The 16,405-nt window shown below is 65.5% G+C and carries 9 protein-coding genes and 2 riboswitches; of the genes, 1 reads left to right on the plus strand and 8 read right to left on the minus strand.

Going from position 1 to position 16,405, the window contains the following annotated elements; all coding sequences use genetic code 11:
• The first annotated feature begins 166 nt into the window (after positions 1-166).
• Positions 167-3,046 carry a putative bifunctional diguanylate cyclase/phosphodiesterase gene (locus DMO17_RS02080; protein ID WP_110680644.1) on the plus strand — a complete coding sequence of 960 codons (2,880 nt, stop codon included), beginning with the start codon at positions 167-169 and terminating at the stop codon, positions 3,044-3,046.
• Here DMO17_RS02080 and DMO17_RS02085 read toward each other — a convergent pair whose 3' ends face one another.
• From DMO17_RS02085 to selO, 8 genes are all read right to left on the minus strand, one after another.
• Positions 3,047-3,667, minus strand: a complete 621-nt coding sequence (locus DMO17_RS02085; RefSeq protein WP_110680645.1) for a trimeric intracellular cation channel family protein — start codon at positions 3,665-3,667, stop codon at positions 3,047-3,049. It abuts the gene before it with no gap.
• A 20-nt stretch (positions 3,668-3,687) separates the two neighbouring features.
• A riboswitch (glycine riboswitch) is annotated at positions 3,688-3,785 on the minus strand.
• Positions 3,786-3,876, minus strand: a riboswitch (glycine riboswitch).
• A 21-nt stretch (positions 3,877-3,897) separates the two neighbouring features.
• Complete coding sequence (gene trhP / locus DMO17_RS02090; protein WP_110680646.1) at positions 3,898-5,214, minus strand: prephenate-dependent tRNA uridine(34) hydroxylase TrhP; 1,317 nt, start codon at positions 5,212-5,214, stop codon at positions 3,898-3,900.
• A gap of 173 nt (positions 5,215-5,387) precedes the next feature.
• Entirely contained in the window at positions 5,388-5,699 is a 312-nt protein-coding gene (locus DMO17_RS02095) for a hypothetical protein (RefSeq protein ID WP_110680647.1), read from the minus strand.
• A gap of 325 nt (positions 5,700-6,024) precedes the next feature.
• Positions 6,025-10,971 carry a polymorphic toxin type 46 domain-containing protein gene (locus tag DMO17_RS02100; RefSeq protein ID WP_110680648.1) on the minus strand — a complete coding sequence of 1,649 codons (4,947 nt, stop codon included), beginning with the start codon at positions 10,969-10,971 and terminating at the stop codon, positions 6,025-6,027.
• Positions 10,968-11,708: a DUF4123 domain-containing protein gene (locus tag DMO17_RS02105; protein ID WP_110680649.1), complete on the minus strand. Its 741-nt coding sequence runs from the start codon at positions 11,706-11,708 to the stop codon at positions 10,968-10,970. Before DMO17_RS02105 ends, DMO17_RS02100 begins: the two co-directional genes overlap by 4 nt.
• Entirely contained in the window at positions 11,698-13,797 is a 2,100-nt protein-coding gene (locus DMO17_RS02110) for a type VI secretion system Vgr family protein (protein WP_110680650.1), read from the minus strand. Before DMO17_RS02110 ends, DMO17_RS02105 begins: the two co-directional genes overlap by 11 nt.
• A gap of 150 nt (positions 13,798-13,947) precedes the next feature.
• A complete protein-coding gene (locus DMO17_RS02115) occupies positions 13,948-14,466 on the minus strand; it encodes an Hcp family type VI secretion system effector (RefSeq protein ID WP_110680651.1) in 519 nt (172 codons plus the stop codon).
• Between the two features lie 436 nt (positions 14,467-14,902).
• Entirely contained in the window at positions 14,903-16,363 is a 1,461-nt protein-coding gene (gene selO, locus DMO17_RS02120) for a protein adenylyltransferase SelO (protein WP_110680652.1), read from the minus strand.
• Positions 16,364-16,405 lie beyond the last annotated feature (42 nt).

Here is a 16,405-nt window from a genome sequence, read left to right on the forward strand (position 1 = left end):
TCTACGGGCGGGGTCCGGGGGCGGCAAACCGCACCGTACGCTCAGTGAACAAGCGTGCGCCGTTTGTCGAGCGGTGCCATTAAAAAGCCAGCCTCAGGCTTGGGCGGGCGCTCTAGCTCGGGTATGCTCGGGAAAAGTCAGGCATCCCATTACAAGAATATCGCCTATGACCCAAGCCAATCGGGGGGCTTCCGCCAGCGCTGCGGCGGAAGCGTCGCGTGCCATCGCCCAGCAGTTCGCCACCGAAATCGCGGTCGAGCGCACGCGCCTGTTGTACCAGGGCTCCCAGGTACCCACCCTGTTCATGCTCCTCAGCGGCCTGGCCTGCGCGGCGCTGCTCTGGCAGCCGCAACCCAGTCTGCTGCTGGCCGGCTGGCTGGTATGGCTGGTGCTGCTGGCGGTGCTGCGGCTGATCCAGATGACCGCGTTCAAGGCCGCGCTGCCGTCGCGCCAGGCCAACCCGCAGTGGCGGCGCACCTTCCTGCTCGGCGCCGGGCTGTCCGGCCTGACCCTGGCCTGCGCCGCCATCTTCCTGGTGCCGCCCGAGCGTTTCCTGCTGCAGGCCCTGGTCTATGGGCTGATCGCCGCCGCCATCCTCTCCGCCAGCGTGGCCTATGCGGTCAGCCGCGCGGCCTTCCTGGTATTCGCCCTGCCGTGCCTGCTGCCGACCGTGGTCTACCTGCTGCTCAGCGACAGCCCGCGCCAGCAGGGCTGGGGCGCGCTGGGGCTGATCCTGCTGCTGAGCCTGTGCGTGGTGGCCTGGCAGGTCAACCGCCTGGTGCAGAGCAGCCTGCTGCGGCGTTTCGAGAACCAGGCGCTGATCGAGCGTCTGGAGCACGCCCGCGAGAGCGCCGAGGGCCTCAACCAGGAACTGGCGCGTGAGGTGGAGCAGCGTCGCCGCGCCGAGCGCGAACTGCGCCGTGCCCACGACGAGCTGGAAATCCGCGTGGCCCAGCGCACCCTGGAGCTGGACGACGCCAGCCATGCCCTGGGCAAGAGCGAGACGCGCCTGGCCCTGGCCCTGGAGGCCAGCGAGCTGGGCCTGTGGGACTGGAACCTGCAGACCGATGAAGTGCACCACAGCCACCTGGAGAGCATCTTCGGCATCAGCCAGGACGAGGTCAAAGGCGTGCTCAGCCACCTCAAGCCGCGCCTGCACCCGGACGACCTGCCGCTGCTGCGCCGGGCCCTGGTCGAGCACCTCAAGGGCCGCACCGACGGCTACTGCGTGGAGTACCGCGTACGCCACGCCGACGGCCGCTGGCGCTGGGTCGAGGACCGTGGCCGGGCGGTCGAGCGCGACCCGCAGGGGCGCGTGCTGCGCATGCTCGGCACGCGCCGCGACATCACCGAGCGCAAGCGCCTGGACGAGGAACAGCGCCTGGCCGCGACGGTGTTCGAGGCGACCAGCGAAGGCATCGTCATCCTCGACGCCGACTACCTGCTGCTGTCGGTCAACCAGGCCTTCAGCGAAGTCACCGGCTACCGCAAGGAGGAGGTGCTCGGGCGCAGCGTGGCCACCCTGATCAGCAGCCGCGACGCGCGCCGCCAGTACCAGCTCATTCGCCAGCAGCTGGAGAGCCATGGCAGCTGGCGCGGCGAGCTGATCGAGACGCGCAAGAACGGCGAGCTGTACCCGCAGTGGCTGCAGCTCAACGTGGTGCGCGACAGTCGCGGCCGGGTCAGCCATATCGTCGGCTTCTTCTCCGACCTGTCGCAGCGCCGGCAGACCGAGGAGCGCCTGCGCTACCTGTCGCACTACGACGAGCTGACCGGCCTGGCCAACCGCAGCCTGTTCCGCGAGCGCCTGCACGAGGCCTGCGACAGGGCGCGCCACGGTGCCGCGCACATGGCCCTGCTGCACATCGACCTGGACCGTTTCAAGCTGCTCAACGACAGCCTCGGCCACGAGGTGGCCGACCAGCTGCTGCGGCAGATGGCCCGCCGCCTCAACCAGGCGGTGCCGGAGGCGCATACGGTGGCGCGCCTGGCCGGCGACGAGTTCGCCATCCTGCTCGACGACTACGCCAGCCTGTCGACCCTGGCGCGCACCGCCAGCCGCCTGCTGAGCAAGTTGCGCATGCCGATGGACGTGGGCGGCCACGAGCTGGTGGTGAGCGCCTCGATCGGCATCAGCCTGCTGCCGGATAACGCGCGCGAGGTCGCCACCCTGCTCAGCCAGGCCGGCATGGCGGTGCAGCACGCCAAGCACCTGGGCGGCAACACCTTCCAGTTCTACACCGACAACCTGCAGGCCTGCACCCTGGAGCGCCTGCAGCTGGAGACCCAGCTGCGCAAGGGCATCGAGGAGGGCCAGCTGGAGGTGTTCTACCAGCCCAAGCTGTGCCTGGCCGACGACAGCCTGAATGCGGCGGAGGCGCTGGTGCGCTGGCGCCATCCGCAGCTGGGGCTGGTGCCGCCCAGCGACTTCATCCCGCTGGCCGAGGAGACCGGGCTGATCGCGCCGATCGGCGAGTTCGTCCTGCGCCAGGCCTGTCGCCAGGCCCGCGAATGGCAGCGCCAGGGGCTGGCCGAGCTGCGCGTTTCGGTCAACCTGTCGGTGCACCAGCTGCGCCAGGGCAACCTGGTCGGCCTGGTGCGCCAGGTGCTCGACGAGACCGGGCTGGCGCCGCGCCTGCTGGAGCTGGAGCTGACCGAGAGCCAGCTGCTGGACAACGTGGAGAACGTCATCGCCACCTTCCAGCAGCTGCGCGACCTGGGGGTGAAGCTGGCGATCGACGACTTCGGCACCGGCTATTCCTCGCTCAGCTACCTCAAGCGGTTCCCGGTGGACTACGTGAAGATCGACCAGACCTTCGTCCGCGAGCTGGCCGCCGGTGGCGAGGACGCGGCGATCACCCGCGCCATCATCGCCATGGCCCACGGCCTGGAACTCAAGGTGGTGGCCGAGGGCGTGGAAACCCAGGCGCAGATGGATTTCCTCAAGCTGCAGCGCTGCGACGAGATCCAGGGCTTCCTGATCAGCCCGCCGGTGCCGGCCGAGCAGTTCGCCGCACTGCTCAGGGCGCAGGCGGAGATTTGCTGATCAGCCGTTCCAGCGCCCCGGCGCGTAGGAGAACACCGGCAGCGACCAGTGCCAGCGGATCGCCGCCAGGCGCAGGGCCAGGCCGGCGGCGAACGAGGCGAGCAGGTTGAGGTCCTCGTCGACGCCCAGGTGGCGCAGGCTCAGGTAGAGCAGGGCGACCAGCAGCGACACGCTGGCGTACAGCTCGTGGCGCAGCACCTGCGGCAGGCGGTTGCACAGGATGTCGCGCAGGATGCCGCCGAAGATGCCGGTGATCACCCCGGCCATCACCACCACCGGCAGCGGATAACCCAGCTTCAGGGCGACGTCACAGCCGATCACCGTGAAGGCGATCAGGCCCATGGCATCGAGCAGGAGGAACAGCCGGCGCAGGTGGTGCATGAAGCGCGCGATCAGCATGGTGAACAGGCCGGCGCAGATGGTCAGGTAGATGTAGCCGGGGTGCTGGGTCCAGCCCACCGGGAAGTTGCCCAGCAGGATGTCGCGCACGGTGCCGCCGCCGAGGGCGGTGATGAAGGCGATGAGGGCGACGCCGAACAGGTCCATGTTGCGTTTGCCGGCGGCAAGCGCCCCGGACATGGCTTCGGCGGTGATGGCGATCAGATAGACATAGAGCAGCACACAGAACTCCTGCGTCAGGTGCCTCTCCCCCTGTCCCCTGTACCTGAGAGTTTGCGCGGCGTGGCCGCTTGCCCCTTCGGTGGGTCGCTTGCAGCGACCGCTCTCCAGACGGCTATATCGGAATCTCGCAGTGCTGGGCCTGAGCGATCATGGGAGTTTGCGCCTTCGGCGGAGGCGCAGCGGGCGCCTCGCTCTCCTGCGAGGGCGCGCAGTATAGGGGCGTACCCGGCTCAGGCCAACTGGCGCAGCAGCAGGGCATGCTCCAGGGCGACCTCCGCCGGCAGCGGCAGGTAGACGATGTGGCTGTCGCCCGGCGCCAGCTCGGTGCGCTCGCCGCCGGCCTTCTCCAGGGCCGGCAGGCTGAACTGCAGGTTGCCGCGCGGGGTCATCAGCTCCAGCTGGTCGCCGACGGCGAAACGGTTCTTCACCCGCACCTCGGCCAGCTCGCCACGGCGCACGCCGGTGAATTCGCCGACGAACTGCTGGCGCTCGGCCAGCGAATTGCCGCGTTCGTAGTTCTGGTACTCGTCGTGCACGTGGCGGCGCAGGAAGCCCTCGGTGTAGCCGCGGTTGGCCAGTGATTCCAGGTCGTCCATCAGGCGCAGGTCGAACGGGCGGCCGGCCACGGCGTCATCGATGGCGCGGCGATACACCTGGGCGGTGCGCGCCACGTAGAAGTGGCTCTTGGTGCGGCCCTCGATCTTCAGCGAGTGCACGCCCATGCGCGTCAGCCGCTCGACGTGCTGCAGGGCGCGCAGGTCCTTGGAGTTCATGATGTAGGTGCCGTGCTCGTCCTCGAAGGCCTCCATCAGCTCGCCGGGACGGCTCTCGTCTTCCAGCAGGAACAGGCGCTCGGTCGCGGCGCCCGCGCCGAGGGTCGGCTGGCAGCCGCGCACGATGCCGCCCAGCTCATTCTCCTGGCCCTCGTGGGCCTGGTACTTCCAGCGGCAGGCGTTGGTGCAGGTACCCTGGTTGGGGTCGCGCTTGTTGATGTAGCCGGACAGCAGGCAGCGCCCGGAATAGGCCATGCACAGCGCGCCGTGGACGAACACCTCCAGTTCCATGTCCGGCACCTGCTGGCGGATCTCCTCGATCTCCTCCAGCGCCAGCTCGCGCGACAGGATCACCCGGGAGAGCCCCTGGCGGCGCCAGAATTCCACGCTGGCCCAGTTCACCGCATTGGCCTGCACCGACAGGTGCACCGGCAGCTGCGGGAAATGCTCGCGCACCAGCATGATCAGGCCCGGGTCGGACATGATCAGCGCATCCGGCCCCATCGCCACCACCGGCTCCAGGTCCTTGAGGAAGGTCTTCAGCTTGGCGTTGTGCGGCGCGATGTTGACCACCACGTAGAAGCGCTTGCCCTGCGCATGCGCCTCGGCGATGCCGATAGCCAGGTGGGCATGGTCGAACTCGTTGTTGCGCACCCGCAGGCTGTAGCGCGGCTGCCCGGCGTACACGGCATCGGCGCCATAGGCGAAGGCATGGCGCATGGCCTTGAGGGTGCCGGCGGGGGAGAGGAGTTCGGGGGCTGGGAGTGGGGACATGATGCGCGCGCATATGGAAGCGGGGCGCAGATGATGTCCGACCGGTCGTTACCGGGTTTTGATCCAGGGCAATGGGGTTCGCCGGAAGCAGGGCTAGATACAATCTGACGAGATGGCTGGGCTCGTCGTGCCGCAGGTTTCTGTGGCTCTGAACAATTGCCACGAGAAGCTAACTAGTAGCTGATTATTTCGGGCTGGCCGCGAATTGCGGTCAGCTTGCTTAGGAAGTCGCTCTCGTCGCTGAAGGTGTTCAGCCTTAGAAAATCCAGGAACCACTCGATATCCAGGGTAACGAAAAGATCCTGCCACTTGCTCAGGGAGGGGCTGTGCTGATCGATCTCGGCTCCCATGAGTCCATGCCCCTTGCCTTCCATGAACAGAAATGTTTTGTGCACAAATCTGTAGCCTATGAGTTTCGGCCACTCGGAGCTGTGGGGCTCAGCAGGATAGAGATCCTTTCCTGCAACGATGTAGTAGTACTTCATTACTCTATGGAGTGAGCTTTACTTCACGGCTGACAGCCATGCCTCGCACTGTTTGAACTTCTCATGATCAGACATAGTATGAGATATCTTCTTGTCGAGTTCTTCGAATTTAGCTGGTGAGTTTTCGCGATAAAATATTAACCAGCCGTCTCTCCCTTCGTGCTCAATCAGGTAGTTGTGCTCATCTTTTTTGATAGTAATCGACCAAGATGAGAAAAAATTCGGGTGGTCGGAAAATTGCACTACTTTAAAGCCGCAGCGCGAGGCCATATCATATAGCTCTCTCTGATTCACTGATGCTGACTCCAGATATATAATTTGGCAATTATTGTATTTTCTCAAAGTTGCTTTTTTTGCTGGTGAATATCTGTGTGCCTCCACCTGATGACGGTTGAGTTACACCCTTGACAGACCATGTATCATCAATCGCCTTTGCCGTGGACTTAAGGGCAGATGTCTTCTGATTTGTTCGGTATATACCCTGTAGCTTTAGCTCGACAGTGCCCGCTGCACGATTGTCACCCAATGGGCCTATGCCTAATTCAGATGGGCTAGTTTCTGAGTTCAATGAGTAGTAGTTGCCTTGAGGTGCGCCAGGGGACTGAAATTGATACACGGTTTTCCCTCTGTTTAAAGTCTCAATGCTTACAGGCTTGTTGAAATCTATCCCGTTCAAGTGGCCAGGAATACTGTCATCACTAAATCCTTGAGCTCGATAGAATTCGGTTGCTACCTCTTTACGTCCACGAGAGTTAATGTCGTCATTTAAGTTTCCTGTGCGACCGTATTTTTCGTTTAGCTGAGCCCTGTCAGGAGCAGGGCAATCCCCCTTTACCACCGCCAATCCCAACGGATCCACCCACCCTGTCGGGTTGGGCACATATTGATAGTTGTTCAACCCACCCGCCAGCTTGATCGGGTCCGGCGTCAGGAACGCTCCCGTACCTGGGTTGTAGTAACGATGGCGGTTGTAGTGAAGACCCGTTTCGGCGTCGAAATACTGGCCCTGGAAACGCAGTGGATTGTCGATTTCCGCGACTTCCACCTTGGCCAGGCTGCCATAGGCGCGGTACTTCACCGACCAGAGGATCTGTCCGCCTGCGCTGGTCAGCTCCTGCGGAGTGCCCAGGTGGTCGAGCTGGTAGTAGAAGGGCTGGCTAGCCTCTCCCTCGCCCTGCAGCAGCGCCAGCGGGCGGAAGGTGCTGGGTTCGTAGACATAGCTGCGGTAGTGCGCCGGGCCGCTTTCGGCGATCAGGCGTTCGCCCTGCCAGAGGAATTCAGTGGTCTGGCCATCCACTGTCTTGGCGATGCGTCGGCCGAAGGCGTCGTAGCGGTACTGGACCTGGCGGCCGTCCGGCAGGCTGGCGGCGATCAGGCGGTGCTGGCTGTCGTAGCGGTATTCGGTGACCAGTTTCTGCCCGGTGCCACGGCGTTCACGGACCAGGTTGCCGAAGGCGTCGTAGTCGTAGTGGCTGTCGCCCTGCATCAGCAGGCGGTTGCCCTTGACGTTGGCCAGGCCTTCCGACGCGGCGCTGTTCTGCGCCAGCAGGGTGCCGGCGGGGTCGTGGGCAAAACTCTCCGGCAGGTCGCCGCGCACCGCCACCAGGCGGTCCAGCGGGTCGTAGTGGAAGCTGCGGCTGCCCTTGCGCGAGTCCTCGATGGCGGCGAGGTTGCCGCTGGCATCGTAGCGGTACTGGCGTTGCAACAGCTGACGATGGTCGCTGCGTACCCGGTGAGCCTGCAGCCGGCCTTGCTCGTCGTAGTCATATTCACTGAGCAAGGTGCCCTGTCGCCGGTAGCGCTCGCGGCCCTTGTCGAACTGGTGGCGGGTCAATGGTTGACCGTTGAGGTCGATGCCTGCCAGTTCGCCGCCCGGCCGGTAGCGATAGTCCAGGCGGCTGCCATCGGGCAGGCGACAGTGACCGAGTTGACCGAGCGCGTCGTACTCGTAGCGCAGGGTGGCCCAGCCCTGGTGCTCCTCGATCAAGCGGTCACGCAAGTCGTAGGCGTAGGCCAGCGGCCATTGTCCGTCATCGACGCTGACCAGCCGCCCCAGGCCGTCATAGGCGTAGTGGATCTGTTCGCCATCGGGCAGGGTCTTGACCAGCAGGCGCCCGGCGCTGTCGCGCTGGTAGGCGGTGATTCGCTCGCTGCCGTCCTCGGCGAATTCCTTCTTCTCGATCAGATGTCCGGCCAGGTCGTAGCGGTACGCCGTCCTGCGCCCGTCGAAACCGGTCTCCTGGCTGATCAGGCCGTTGGGGTGGTAGTCCAGGCGGTAGTGCTCGCCGCGCTCGTTCTCGATAGCGGTGAGCAGCAGGCGGGCGTTGTCGTAGCGGTAGTGCAGCTGGCTGCCGTCGGGGTTGATGCGGCGGCTGACCAGATGCAAACCGTCGGCATACTCGTAGCGGGTGACGCGGCCCTGCTCGTCACGCTCGCTGGTGACCTTGCCATAGGCGTTGTAGCTGTAGGCACGGCTGGTGCCGCCGGGCAGGGTTACCTGCAGCAGCCGGCCGACGGCGTCCCACTGGTACTGGGTCAGCGCGCCATGCTCATCCTGTCGGGTGATCAGACGACCGAAGGCGTCGTAGCGATAGCGGCGGATACCCGAACCCGGCAGCTGTTCCTCGATCAGTTCGCCCTGGGCGTTCCACACCAGCAGGTGCTGGCTGCCGTCCGGATGCTGGACTTCCAGTAGGCGCCCGCGGGCGTCATAGCGGTAGCGGGTGCTCTGGCCGAGTGGGTCGATCTGCTCGGTGATGTCGCCCTGGGCGTTGCGTTCGTATTTCCAGATCGCCTTGCCGCGCCGCACGCTGCGCACCTGGCCATCGAAATAGCTGTAGTGAACCGCCTCGCCTTCAGCCGGGATGCGGCTCTCCAGGCGTCCGGCCTCGTCGTAGTGGTATTCGGTGATGGCGCCCAGTGGGTTCTGCTCGGCGACCAGCTGGCCTTTGTCGTCATAGCTGCGCAGCGTCTCGGCGCCATCCGGGTCGACCTGGCGCACCAGGCGGGCATTCTGGTCGTGGACGTAGGTTTCCTCGCTGCCATCGGCGTTGACGACGGTGACGCTACCCTGGTCGTCCCAGGTATAGCGGGCATCCATCTGGCCGAAGTTGGCCCAGTGGTGGACGCAACGTGCCTGCTTGCCCTGGCCCTGCCATTCCCAATAGAAGGCCGCGCCGCCGGCCAGGCGGCGTTCGAGAATCACGTGCTGGTCGTCGTAGCGATAGTGCTCGGTCTCACCGAGGGCGTTGCTGGCGCCGATCAGCTGGCCCTGCGCGTTGTACTGGTAGCGGACCAGGGTCTGCACGCTGTGCCAGCTGGCTTCCGCGTTCTCCGCCGGGCGCTGGATCTGGTAGTCCACGGCGACGATATGGCTGCCTTCGTAGCGCAGCAGCAGCGCGCGTCCGGCGCCGCTGAGACGCTGCAAGCGTCCGGCCAGGTCGCGACTGAGGCTGAGGCGGTTGCCATAGGCATCGCTGATGGCGATCAGGTAGCCGCCCAGAGCATCGCGTCGGAAGTGGTAGAAGCGTGGCGCCTCGCCGGCCTGGGCCAGGATCAGCTCGGCAGGATCCTGGCCGAGGTAGATGGCGGCGCGGGACAGGCGGTTGGTGATGGCCGGGCGCTGTTCACTGGGAATGGGAAAACGGGTGCGCCGATTTTCGTGGTCGGTCCACACCAGTTGGTCGCCGTCCAGCTCCAGGCGTTGGGCCAGGCTGTGGCTCCAGCCGAAACCCAGGCCACAATCCAGTTCTGCTGCGCTGGTGCGGTACAGCCGGTCCCAAGTGAAGGGCAGCACACCCTCCAGAGTACCGTCGGTGAGGGTGAGCAGCTCCTCGCCAGTGACCATCGATACCGGGCAGTTGTTGGTGCAGGTCTTGTCGGCCTGGTCCGCGGGTTTGCCGTTGGGTGTCTGGGCCGGGGCGGAGGCATCGTCCACCGGCTCGACCTGCTTGAGCGAGGTGGCATTCTGCGGCTTGCTGCGCGGATAGACGGTGGCGTCCGGTTCGATCTGCGGCGTGCCCGTCTTTGCTGCGGCGCTGGGGGGCACCTGGCTTGGCGGTTGGCTGGGTTTGCCCCCGCTGCGTCGCCCGGTCGGCTTGGCCGGAGGTTGTGCGCTTTGCGCCGGAGTCGGTGGGTCGATCTTCAACGTGGCTTTGCGCGTCGGTTGCATGCCGCCGCTGCCGTGGGCCAGCAGGGGCTTGGCCGAGCTGGCATGGGATTTCGCGTGACCCTGGCTGAACTTCATCAGCATGCTGGTGAAGTCTTCGATCAGCTTGACCACGCGCCCGCCGTTCTTGGCGGCGGTCAGTGCCTTGGTACCGACGCGCACGGCCAGGCCGATACCGCCGGTGAGCACCACGCCGAGCAAGATGTTCAGCAGTACCTCGCCGGTCAGCTCTGCCAGTACCTCGATGCAGGTTTGCGGCGGCAGCATGCTGACCCAGGCCACGATCGCGGCGACATAGATCCACAGCAAGGGTTCGTCGCTGGCGATCAGCAGGGCGGTTTCCAGGCCTTCCTTGGAGGCGTTGTAGATGCGCTTGATCTGCTCCTCGGTAAAGAACTTGCGCAGTTTCTGGTAGTTCTCGCGAGGGTGGGCGACCAGGTCGTAGAGCGACTTGATGTCTTCCCACAGCCCCATGATTACCTTGACCAGCCCCTTCCAGGCCGCTTCCAGTTGCTGCAGTGCCCGCTCACTCATGCTGGCGGCGTTATGGGCGCGCCACAGGGGCAGAAACTGGCTGCTCCATTCGCCGTTAAGCCAGCCTTCCAGTTGACCAATCACGCCCTGGTAAGAAGCGTACAGCGCGTCGATCTGGGCCCGGGTGGGATTGGGGAAGAAGGTCACCTTGTATTGCTGACCAGGCTTGCAGCCAGGGACCTCCTTGATCCCGCTGGGGCCGATGGTGACTTCGATGGCCTTGGCGATCTCGTTCTTGCCGAAGAAACTGCTGTCTTCGACCGCTACGATGCGCGCCGGGGTATTGCCGATGGGGACGAAGCGCGCGGCCTCGAAGCTGTGCACCAGGGTCAGCTTGCCGTTGGCCGGGCAGGTGGCATAGAGGGTAGCGGGGTCCTTGTCGTCCTTGTCCTGGGTGTCTACTTCGTCGCCGACCTTGAACTGCTGTTCGGCGTCGAGAACGCCGCCGTACCAGGCTTCGCTCTTCTCTCGATAATCGTGCAGACAGTTGCGGAATTGCTTGAGGATTACCTGGACATCGGGTTGCTTGGCGTTCAGTTGGCCGATCAGGGAGCCGATGACAAAGTTCATGGGGTGACCTCGTATTCCAGGTGGGCCAGTAGCTGCCCGCTGTAGTTGTCTTCCGTGATTGAGGTGCGGCGAACGAAGCGCTCGACCTTGTGCCGCAGATTCTGCTGCGGGATGGCGAAATAGAGCTCGGCGTGGTCTTCCAGCAGCCACTGCATGAGGTTGTCCACCAGGGTGGACGGGTCTTCCTCGGTGAGTGCCATGGCCACTGCGCCCGGTACCTGCCACCAGGGATATTCCCGGGGGGGCGGCAATGGTTTGCCGGCGATTTTCAGGGCCTGGCCATTGATCAGCAGGCGATCGAACATCGGCAGCAGTTCGCCGGCCGTATCGCCCAGATGGCGCAGGATCGGCAGCAGGTGACTGCCGTCCCAGTGGCGGAAGAACACCTCGGCACCATCGGGCATCAGCACCTGGGTCAGGCCGCGCAGGTGTTCGAGCACCCGGTCGGGCTCATGGTAGGAGAGGGCCAGCCAACCCCAGTCCTGGGTCGGGGCCTCGTCCACCCAGTCGAGAAAGCGGCTGTCGGGCTCCAGTTCGCCCAGGTAGGGCATGACTTCCTGCCAGCCGGCGTAGGGGGTGCCGCTCCAGATTGGCAGCGGTAGGAGGACGCTTTCCTGCTGGTAGTAGGCCTGCAGCGGATTGGCTTCGCTGGCGTTGCCCATCACCACATAGAGACGCTGTCCTTCCTGCCACTCCGTCTCCAGCCAGTCTCGGGGGGAACGGGCTTCAGATGGCACAGGCGCCTCCCTTGCACTTCTCGCACTCCTCGCAGAAGGGCGCGTTGCGCTTGAGTGTCTGGATCTGCGCCGGGGTCAGCAGGGCGCCTGCCTTGTCGGCATCGGCCTGCTGCAGTGCACCAGGCCGCAGGATGGCGATGCCGCTGCCTTTGCCCGGCGCGCCGCCGGAGTTCATCTTGATCGTCGCGCCGCTGAGGGTCACGCCGCTGGGGTCGAGTTTGAGCCAGCTGCCGCCGCCCTTGGCGGTGAGCTCCATGCCGGCGTCGATGACTACCTTGCTGCCGGCGTAGTAGTGGATCTCGTTGCCCGCCTCGACGAACTGCCCCGTACCCAGCTTCACGTGCTGATTGGTGGCCACGGTGAGGTGGTCGTTAGCGCGGACCTCGGTCTTGCGGTCCTGGTGGGTGGTGCGATGTTCCTCAGCCTTGAGCTCGGTGTAGCTGTTGGCCTCCACCGTGTCGTGGCGCTCGTGGCCGATGCGGATCTTCTGGTCGTGCTCGACGTTCTCGTCCCAATCCTTCTGGGCGTGGATGTAGATCTGCTCCTGGCCCTTGCGGTCTTCGATGCGCAGCTCGTTGTAGCCACCGCCACCGGGTGAGCTGAGGGTCTTGAACACGGTCCTGGTCTTGTTCGCCGGCAGGTCGTAGGGGACCACGTGTTCCTTGTGGTACAGGCAGCCGGTGACCAGCGGCTGGTCGGGGTCGCCTTCGAGGAAGGTGACCAGCACTTCCATGCCGATGCGCGGGATGGCGATGCCGCCGTAGCGGTCGCCGGCCCAGCTGGAGCTCACGCGCAGCCAGCAGCTGGTGCTGTCGTCGGCCTGGCCCTCGCGGTCCCAGTGGAACTGCACCTTGACCCGGCCGTATTGGTCGCAGTGGATTTCTTCGCCTTTGGGTCCGGTGACCACGGCGCTCTGGCTGCCGAGGATGCGCGGCTTGGGGTGGGCCAGCGGCGGGCGCCAGGGCTGGTCCCAGGGGGTGGCGCTGAAGCGGTTGCGGTAGCCCTGGTGGAAATCACCTGAGTTGGCGGATGCACCCTCTCCCCCGGCCCCTTTCCCATGAATGGGAGAGGGGAGAGGGCCGGCGCCGAAGCTGGTGATGGACTCTTCCAGCACCTGGGGCTGCTTGCCCTCGTGGTGGATCTCGTTCAGCAGCCACAGCTGGTTCCAGTCCGCGCGCGGGTGGGCGCAGAGGTCGAGGAAGTGGCCGGTTCTCAGCAGCGGCTGGTCGCTCTCGCCCTCGGCCAGCTGCTGGTCGGCGCGGTGGCGTTCCAGGGCGCGTTGCGACAGGTGCTTGCCGCGGGTGCGCTCGGTGAAGCGGCCGGGGTAGTCGTAGTCTTCCAGGTCTGGCTTGGCCTCACCCTTGTGCGCCGCTTCGAGCTGCAGGCGTGGCTTCTCGAAGTCGTAGTCGCGGCGGGTGACGCGGCTGGTGCGGGTAGCCAGGCGCAGGGCGAAGCGCTTGATCACCGGGTCGTCGGCCACCAGGCCGGAGTCCTGCTGGTAGGCGGTGGTCGGCAGCTTGGGAAAACCGGTCTGGTCATCGCCAAATACCAGCACATGGCCATCCGGGCCGTGCTGGAAGTGATAGTGGATGCCTTCTTCCTCGCACAGGCGCTGGATGAAGTGCAGGTCGGATTCGTCGTACTGCACGCAGTAGTCGCGGGCAGGGTAGGTCGCGCCGAGCTGGAAGCGCTGGCCGGAACCTTCGAGGATGCCGTGTTCGCTCAGCACCTGGGCGACGATCTGCGGCACCGTCAGGTGCTGGAAGATGCGCTGGTTGATGCGGTGACCGAGCCAGGCCAGCTGCGGGCGCAGGGTCAGGTGGTAGCGGGTCAGGCGCTGGCCGGAATCACCCTGGGCGCAGGCGTGCACCTGGGCATGGATGCCGCTGCCGTCGGCATTCAGGGCGAGAAAGGCCGGCTGGCCGAGCAGGGCTTCGAGGTCCAGGTCCGGGCGCTGGCTGACCAGGGTGACCTCGAACACGAAGGGCTGGCTGAGCGCCTCAAAGCCGGTGAACTCGAGCACCTGCAGGTCGTGCTCGACGCCGGGCAGGCTCAGGCTGAAATGCGTCTGGTTGGCGGGGGCGAACATCCGTTGTTCCTTCTGCCGAAAGGGCATCGGCCAGTCATGCTGGCCGATGGGGCGGCTCGCGTACCTGCGAGCCGGGGGCATTGTCGGGGATGCGCCACGGCGCTGCCGTGACGCGGGGGGCAAAAATGCCGCCCCGTCCCCGGTCGCCGATTAGGCGGAGATCGGCGAACGCCAGTCGTCGGAGCCGGAAGTGCCAGACACTTCGTGGGTCCAGATGATCTTGCGGTAGGTGAAGTAGACGTCTTCCAGATGGGTGAAGTGGGCCATGTTCGGGTCCTGGCAGTTGGGCATGCGCGACTGCACGTCGACGATCACGGCGTCTTCCAGTTCGATGGTGAAGTAGTGCTCCTGGGTGCCGGTGGAGGAGGTGCGGTACCACTCCAGGCGGCACTTGCTCAGACGCTCGCCGGAGGTCAGCGAGTTGAAGATCAGCGGCGAGGCCTTGTCGAACACCTTGGTGATCATCAGCGGCTTGTGCACGCGCTGGCCGGTCGGCTGGCCGGACTGCGGGTCGCGCGGGATGATCACCTGGTGGTTGAAGGCCTGCACCAGGATCTGGTCCTCGTGGCCTTCCTGGAAGATGTTGCCGACCGAGTCCTCGGTGAAGGTGCCGGCGGTGATCAGGCCTTGCTTGGTGCCTTCGAGGGACAGGTACGCGGGTGTTGGCATGGTGCTCTCCTTTGCATTGAGACGAGGACCGGGACTGGTCCGGGCGGCTGACTCAGTACAAGGGGCGTGCCAGGGGCGTGCGGGCCAGCAACGGCGGGGCTTGCGCGGATGGCGCGGGCTGCCCTGTGCGGGGCATCACGAAAGAGTGCGCAACAATTGGCGCAGGGCTGCGCAGGGGCTTGCGCAGAGGGGCTAGCCCGCGAAGAGTGGGGCCTGCAGCGTCGCCAGGGGTGAGGTGTGCGCAGAAAGTTGCGCAAAACGGGACGCGGGCTGCTTCCTCTCGATCTAGGTGGGGTTTCCCGGATTTCATTCGGGCTACAGGAGCTCCCTCTCCCCGGCCCTCTCCCATAAATGGGAGAGGGCGAGGTCCATACCGAGTTAAGAGGACTAGCAGGCGTAGGACGGGTAAGAGCGCGTCAGGCCAGACTCGATCCGCTCAGGACGAGCAGCTGATCTCCAGGTGCTTGCCCCATTCCGGCGGGCGCTCGGTGTAGCGCTGCATGCCGGGTTGTTCCTCGAAGGGGCGCGCCAGCACGGCGTGCAGTTCGCGCACCGGGCCGTAGTCGCCCTGTTCGGCGGCGCTGATGGCGTTCTGCGCCAGGTAGTTGCGCAGCACATAGAGCGGGTTGACCGCGTGCATGCGCGCCTGGCGTTCCTGCTGACTGCCGCCCTCCTGCTCGACGCGCGCCAGGTAGTCGCGGCCCCACTGGTCGAAGCCGGCGAGGTCGAGGAAGTCCTCGCGCAGCTGCACCAGGGCCTGCTCCGGGGCCTGCTCGCCGAGGCGGCGGAAGAACAGCGAGTAATCCACCGCGCCGCCCTGCATCAGTTGCAGCAGGCGCTCGACCAGCGCAGCGTCGCGCGCGTCCGCCGTGGTGAAGCCGAGGCGACGGCGCATCAGGTCGAGATGGTGGGCCTGGTACAGCGGCAGGAACAGGCCGAGGGTCTCGCGCAGCTGCTCTACCTCGACAAAGGGCGTCAATGCCTGGGCCAGGGCGGCCAGGTTCCAGTGCGCGATCGGCACCTGGTTGCTGAAGCTGTAGCGGCCGCTGTCGTCGGAGTGGTTGCAGATATGGTTGGCGTCGAAGTCGTCGAGGAAGGCGTAGGGGCCGTAGTCGAAGGTGATGCCGAGGATCGACATGTTGTCGCTGTTCATCACCCCGTGGCAGAAGCCGTAGGCCTGCCATTTGGCGATCAGCGCGGCGTTGCGCTCCACCACCTCGCGGAACATGGCCGCCCAGGGGTTCTCCGCCGCCAGGCAGTCGGGGAAATGACAGGCCAGCACGTGCTCGCCGAGTTCGCGCAGGCGCTCGTGCTGGTTGCTGTAGTAGAAGTACTCGAAGTGGCCGAAACGCACGTGGCTGGGCGCCAGGCGCAGCAGCATGGCGCCGCTCTCCTGGCGTTCGCGCCACACCGGGGTGCTGGAGCCGGTGACGCACAGAGCGCGGCTGGTGGGAATGCCGAGGGCGTGCAGGTATTCGCTGGCGAGGAATTCGCGGATCGATGAGCGCAGCACGGCGCGGCCGTCGCCCATGCGCGAGTAGGGCGTCTGCCCGGCGCCCTTGAGGTGCAGGTCCCAGTGCTCGCCGGCAGCGTTGACCACCTCGCCCAGCAGCAGGCCGCGACCGTCGCCCAGGCGCGGGTTGTAGACGCCGAACTGGTGCCCGGAATAGACCATGGCGCGCGGCTCGGCCTCGCTCCACAGCTTGTGCCCGGAGAACAGCTGGGCGAACAGCTCGGTGTTGGCCTCGCTCGGGTCGAGGTCGAGCAGGGCCATGGCCGCCGGGCTCGCCACCACCAGGCGCGGCTCGTCCAGCGGTTCGGGCAGCACGGGGCTGGAGAAGGCGTCGCCCAGGCGGGCGAAGCGGTTATCGAAGACGAGGTCGGCGAGGGCTTTCAACGGCGGGCTCCAACGAAAAAGCCCGAGCATTGTGCTCGGGCT

The organism is Aquipseudomonas alcaligenes (assembly GCF_003205495.1).
Classification (GTDB): domain Bacteria; phylum Pseudomonadota; class Gammaproteobacteria; order Pseudomonadales; family Pseudomonadaceae; genus Aquipseudomonas; species Aquipseudomonas alcaligenes_B.

Excerpts from the sequence above, each read along its gene's own strand:
- DMO17_RS02095 (WP_110680647.1), bottom strand. The coding sequence starts at position 5,699 with ATGAAGTACTACTACATCGTTGCAGGAAAGGATCTCTATCCTGCTGAG.
- DMO17_RS02115 (WP_110680651.1), bottom strand. The coding sequence starts at position 14,466 with ATGCCAACACCCGCGTACCTGTCCCTCGAAGGCACCAAGCAAGGCCTG.
- DMO17_RS02080 (WP_110680644.1), top strand. The coding sequence starts at position 167 with ATGACCCAAGCCAATCGGGGGGCTTCCGCCAGCGCTGCGGCGGAAGCG.
- DMO17_RS02100 (WP_110680648.1), bottom strand. The coding sequence starts at position 10,971 with ATGAACTTTGTCATCGGCTCCCTGATCGGCCAACTGAACGCCAAGCAA.
- DMO17_RS02110 (WP_110680650.1), bottom strand. The coding sequence starts at position 13,797 with ATGTTCGCCCCCGCCAACCAGACGCATTTCAGCCTGAGCCTGCCCGGC.
- trhP (WP_110680646.1), bottom strand. The coding sequence starts at position 5,214 with ATGTCCCCACTCCCAGCCCCCGAACTCCTCTCCCCCGCCGGCACCCTC.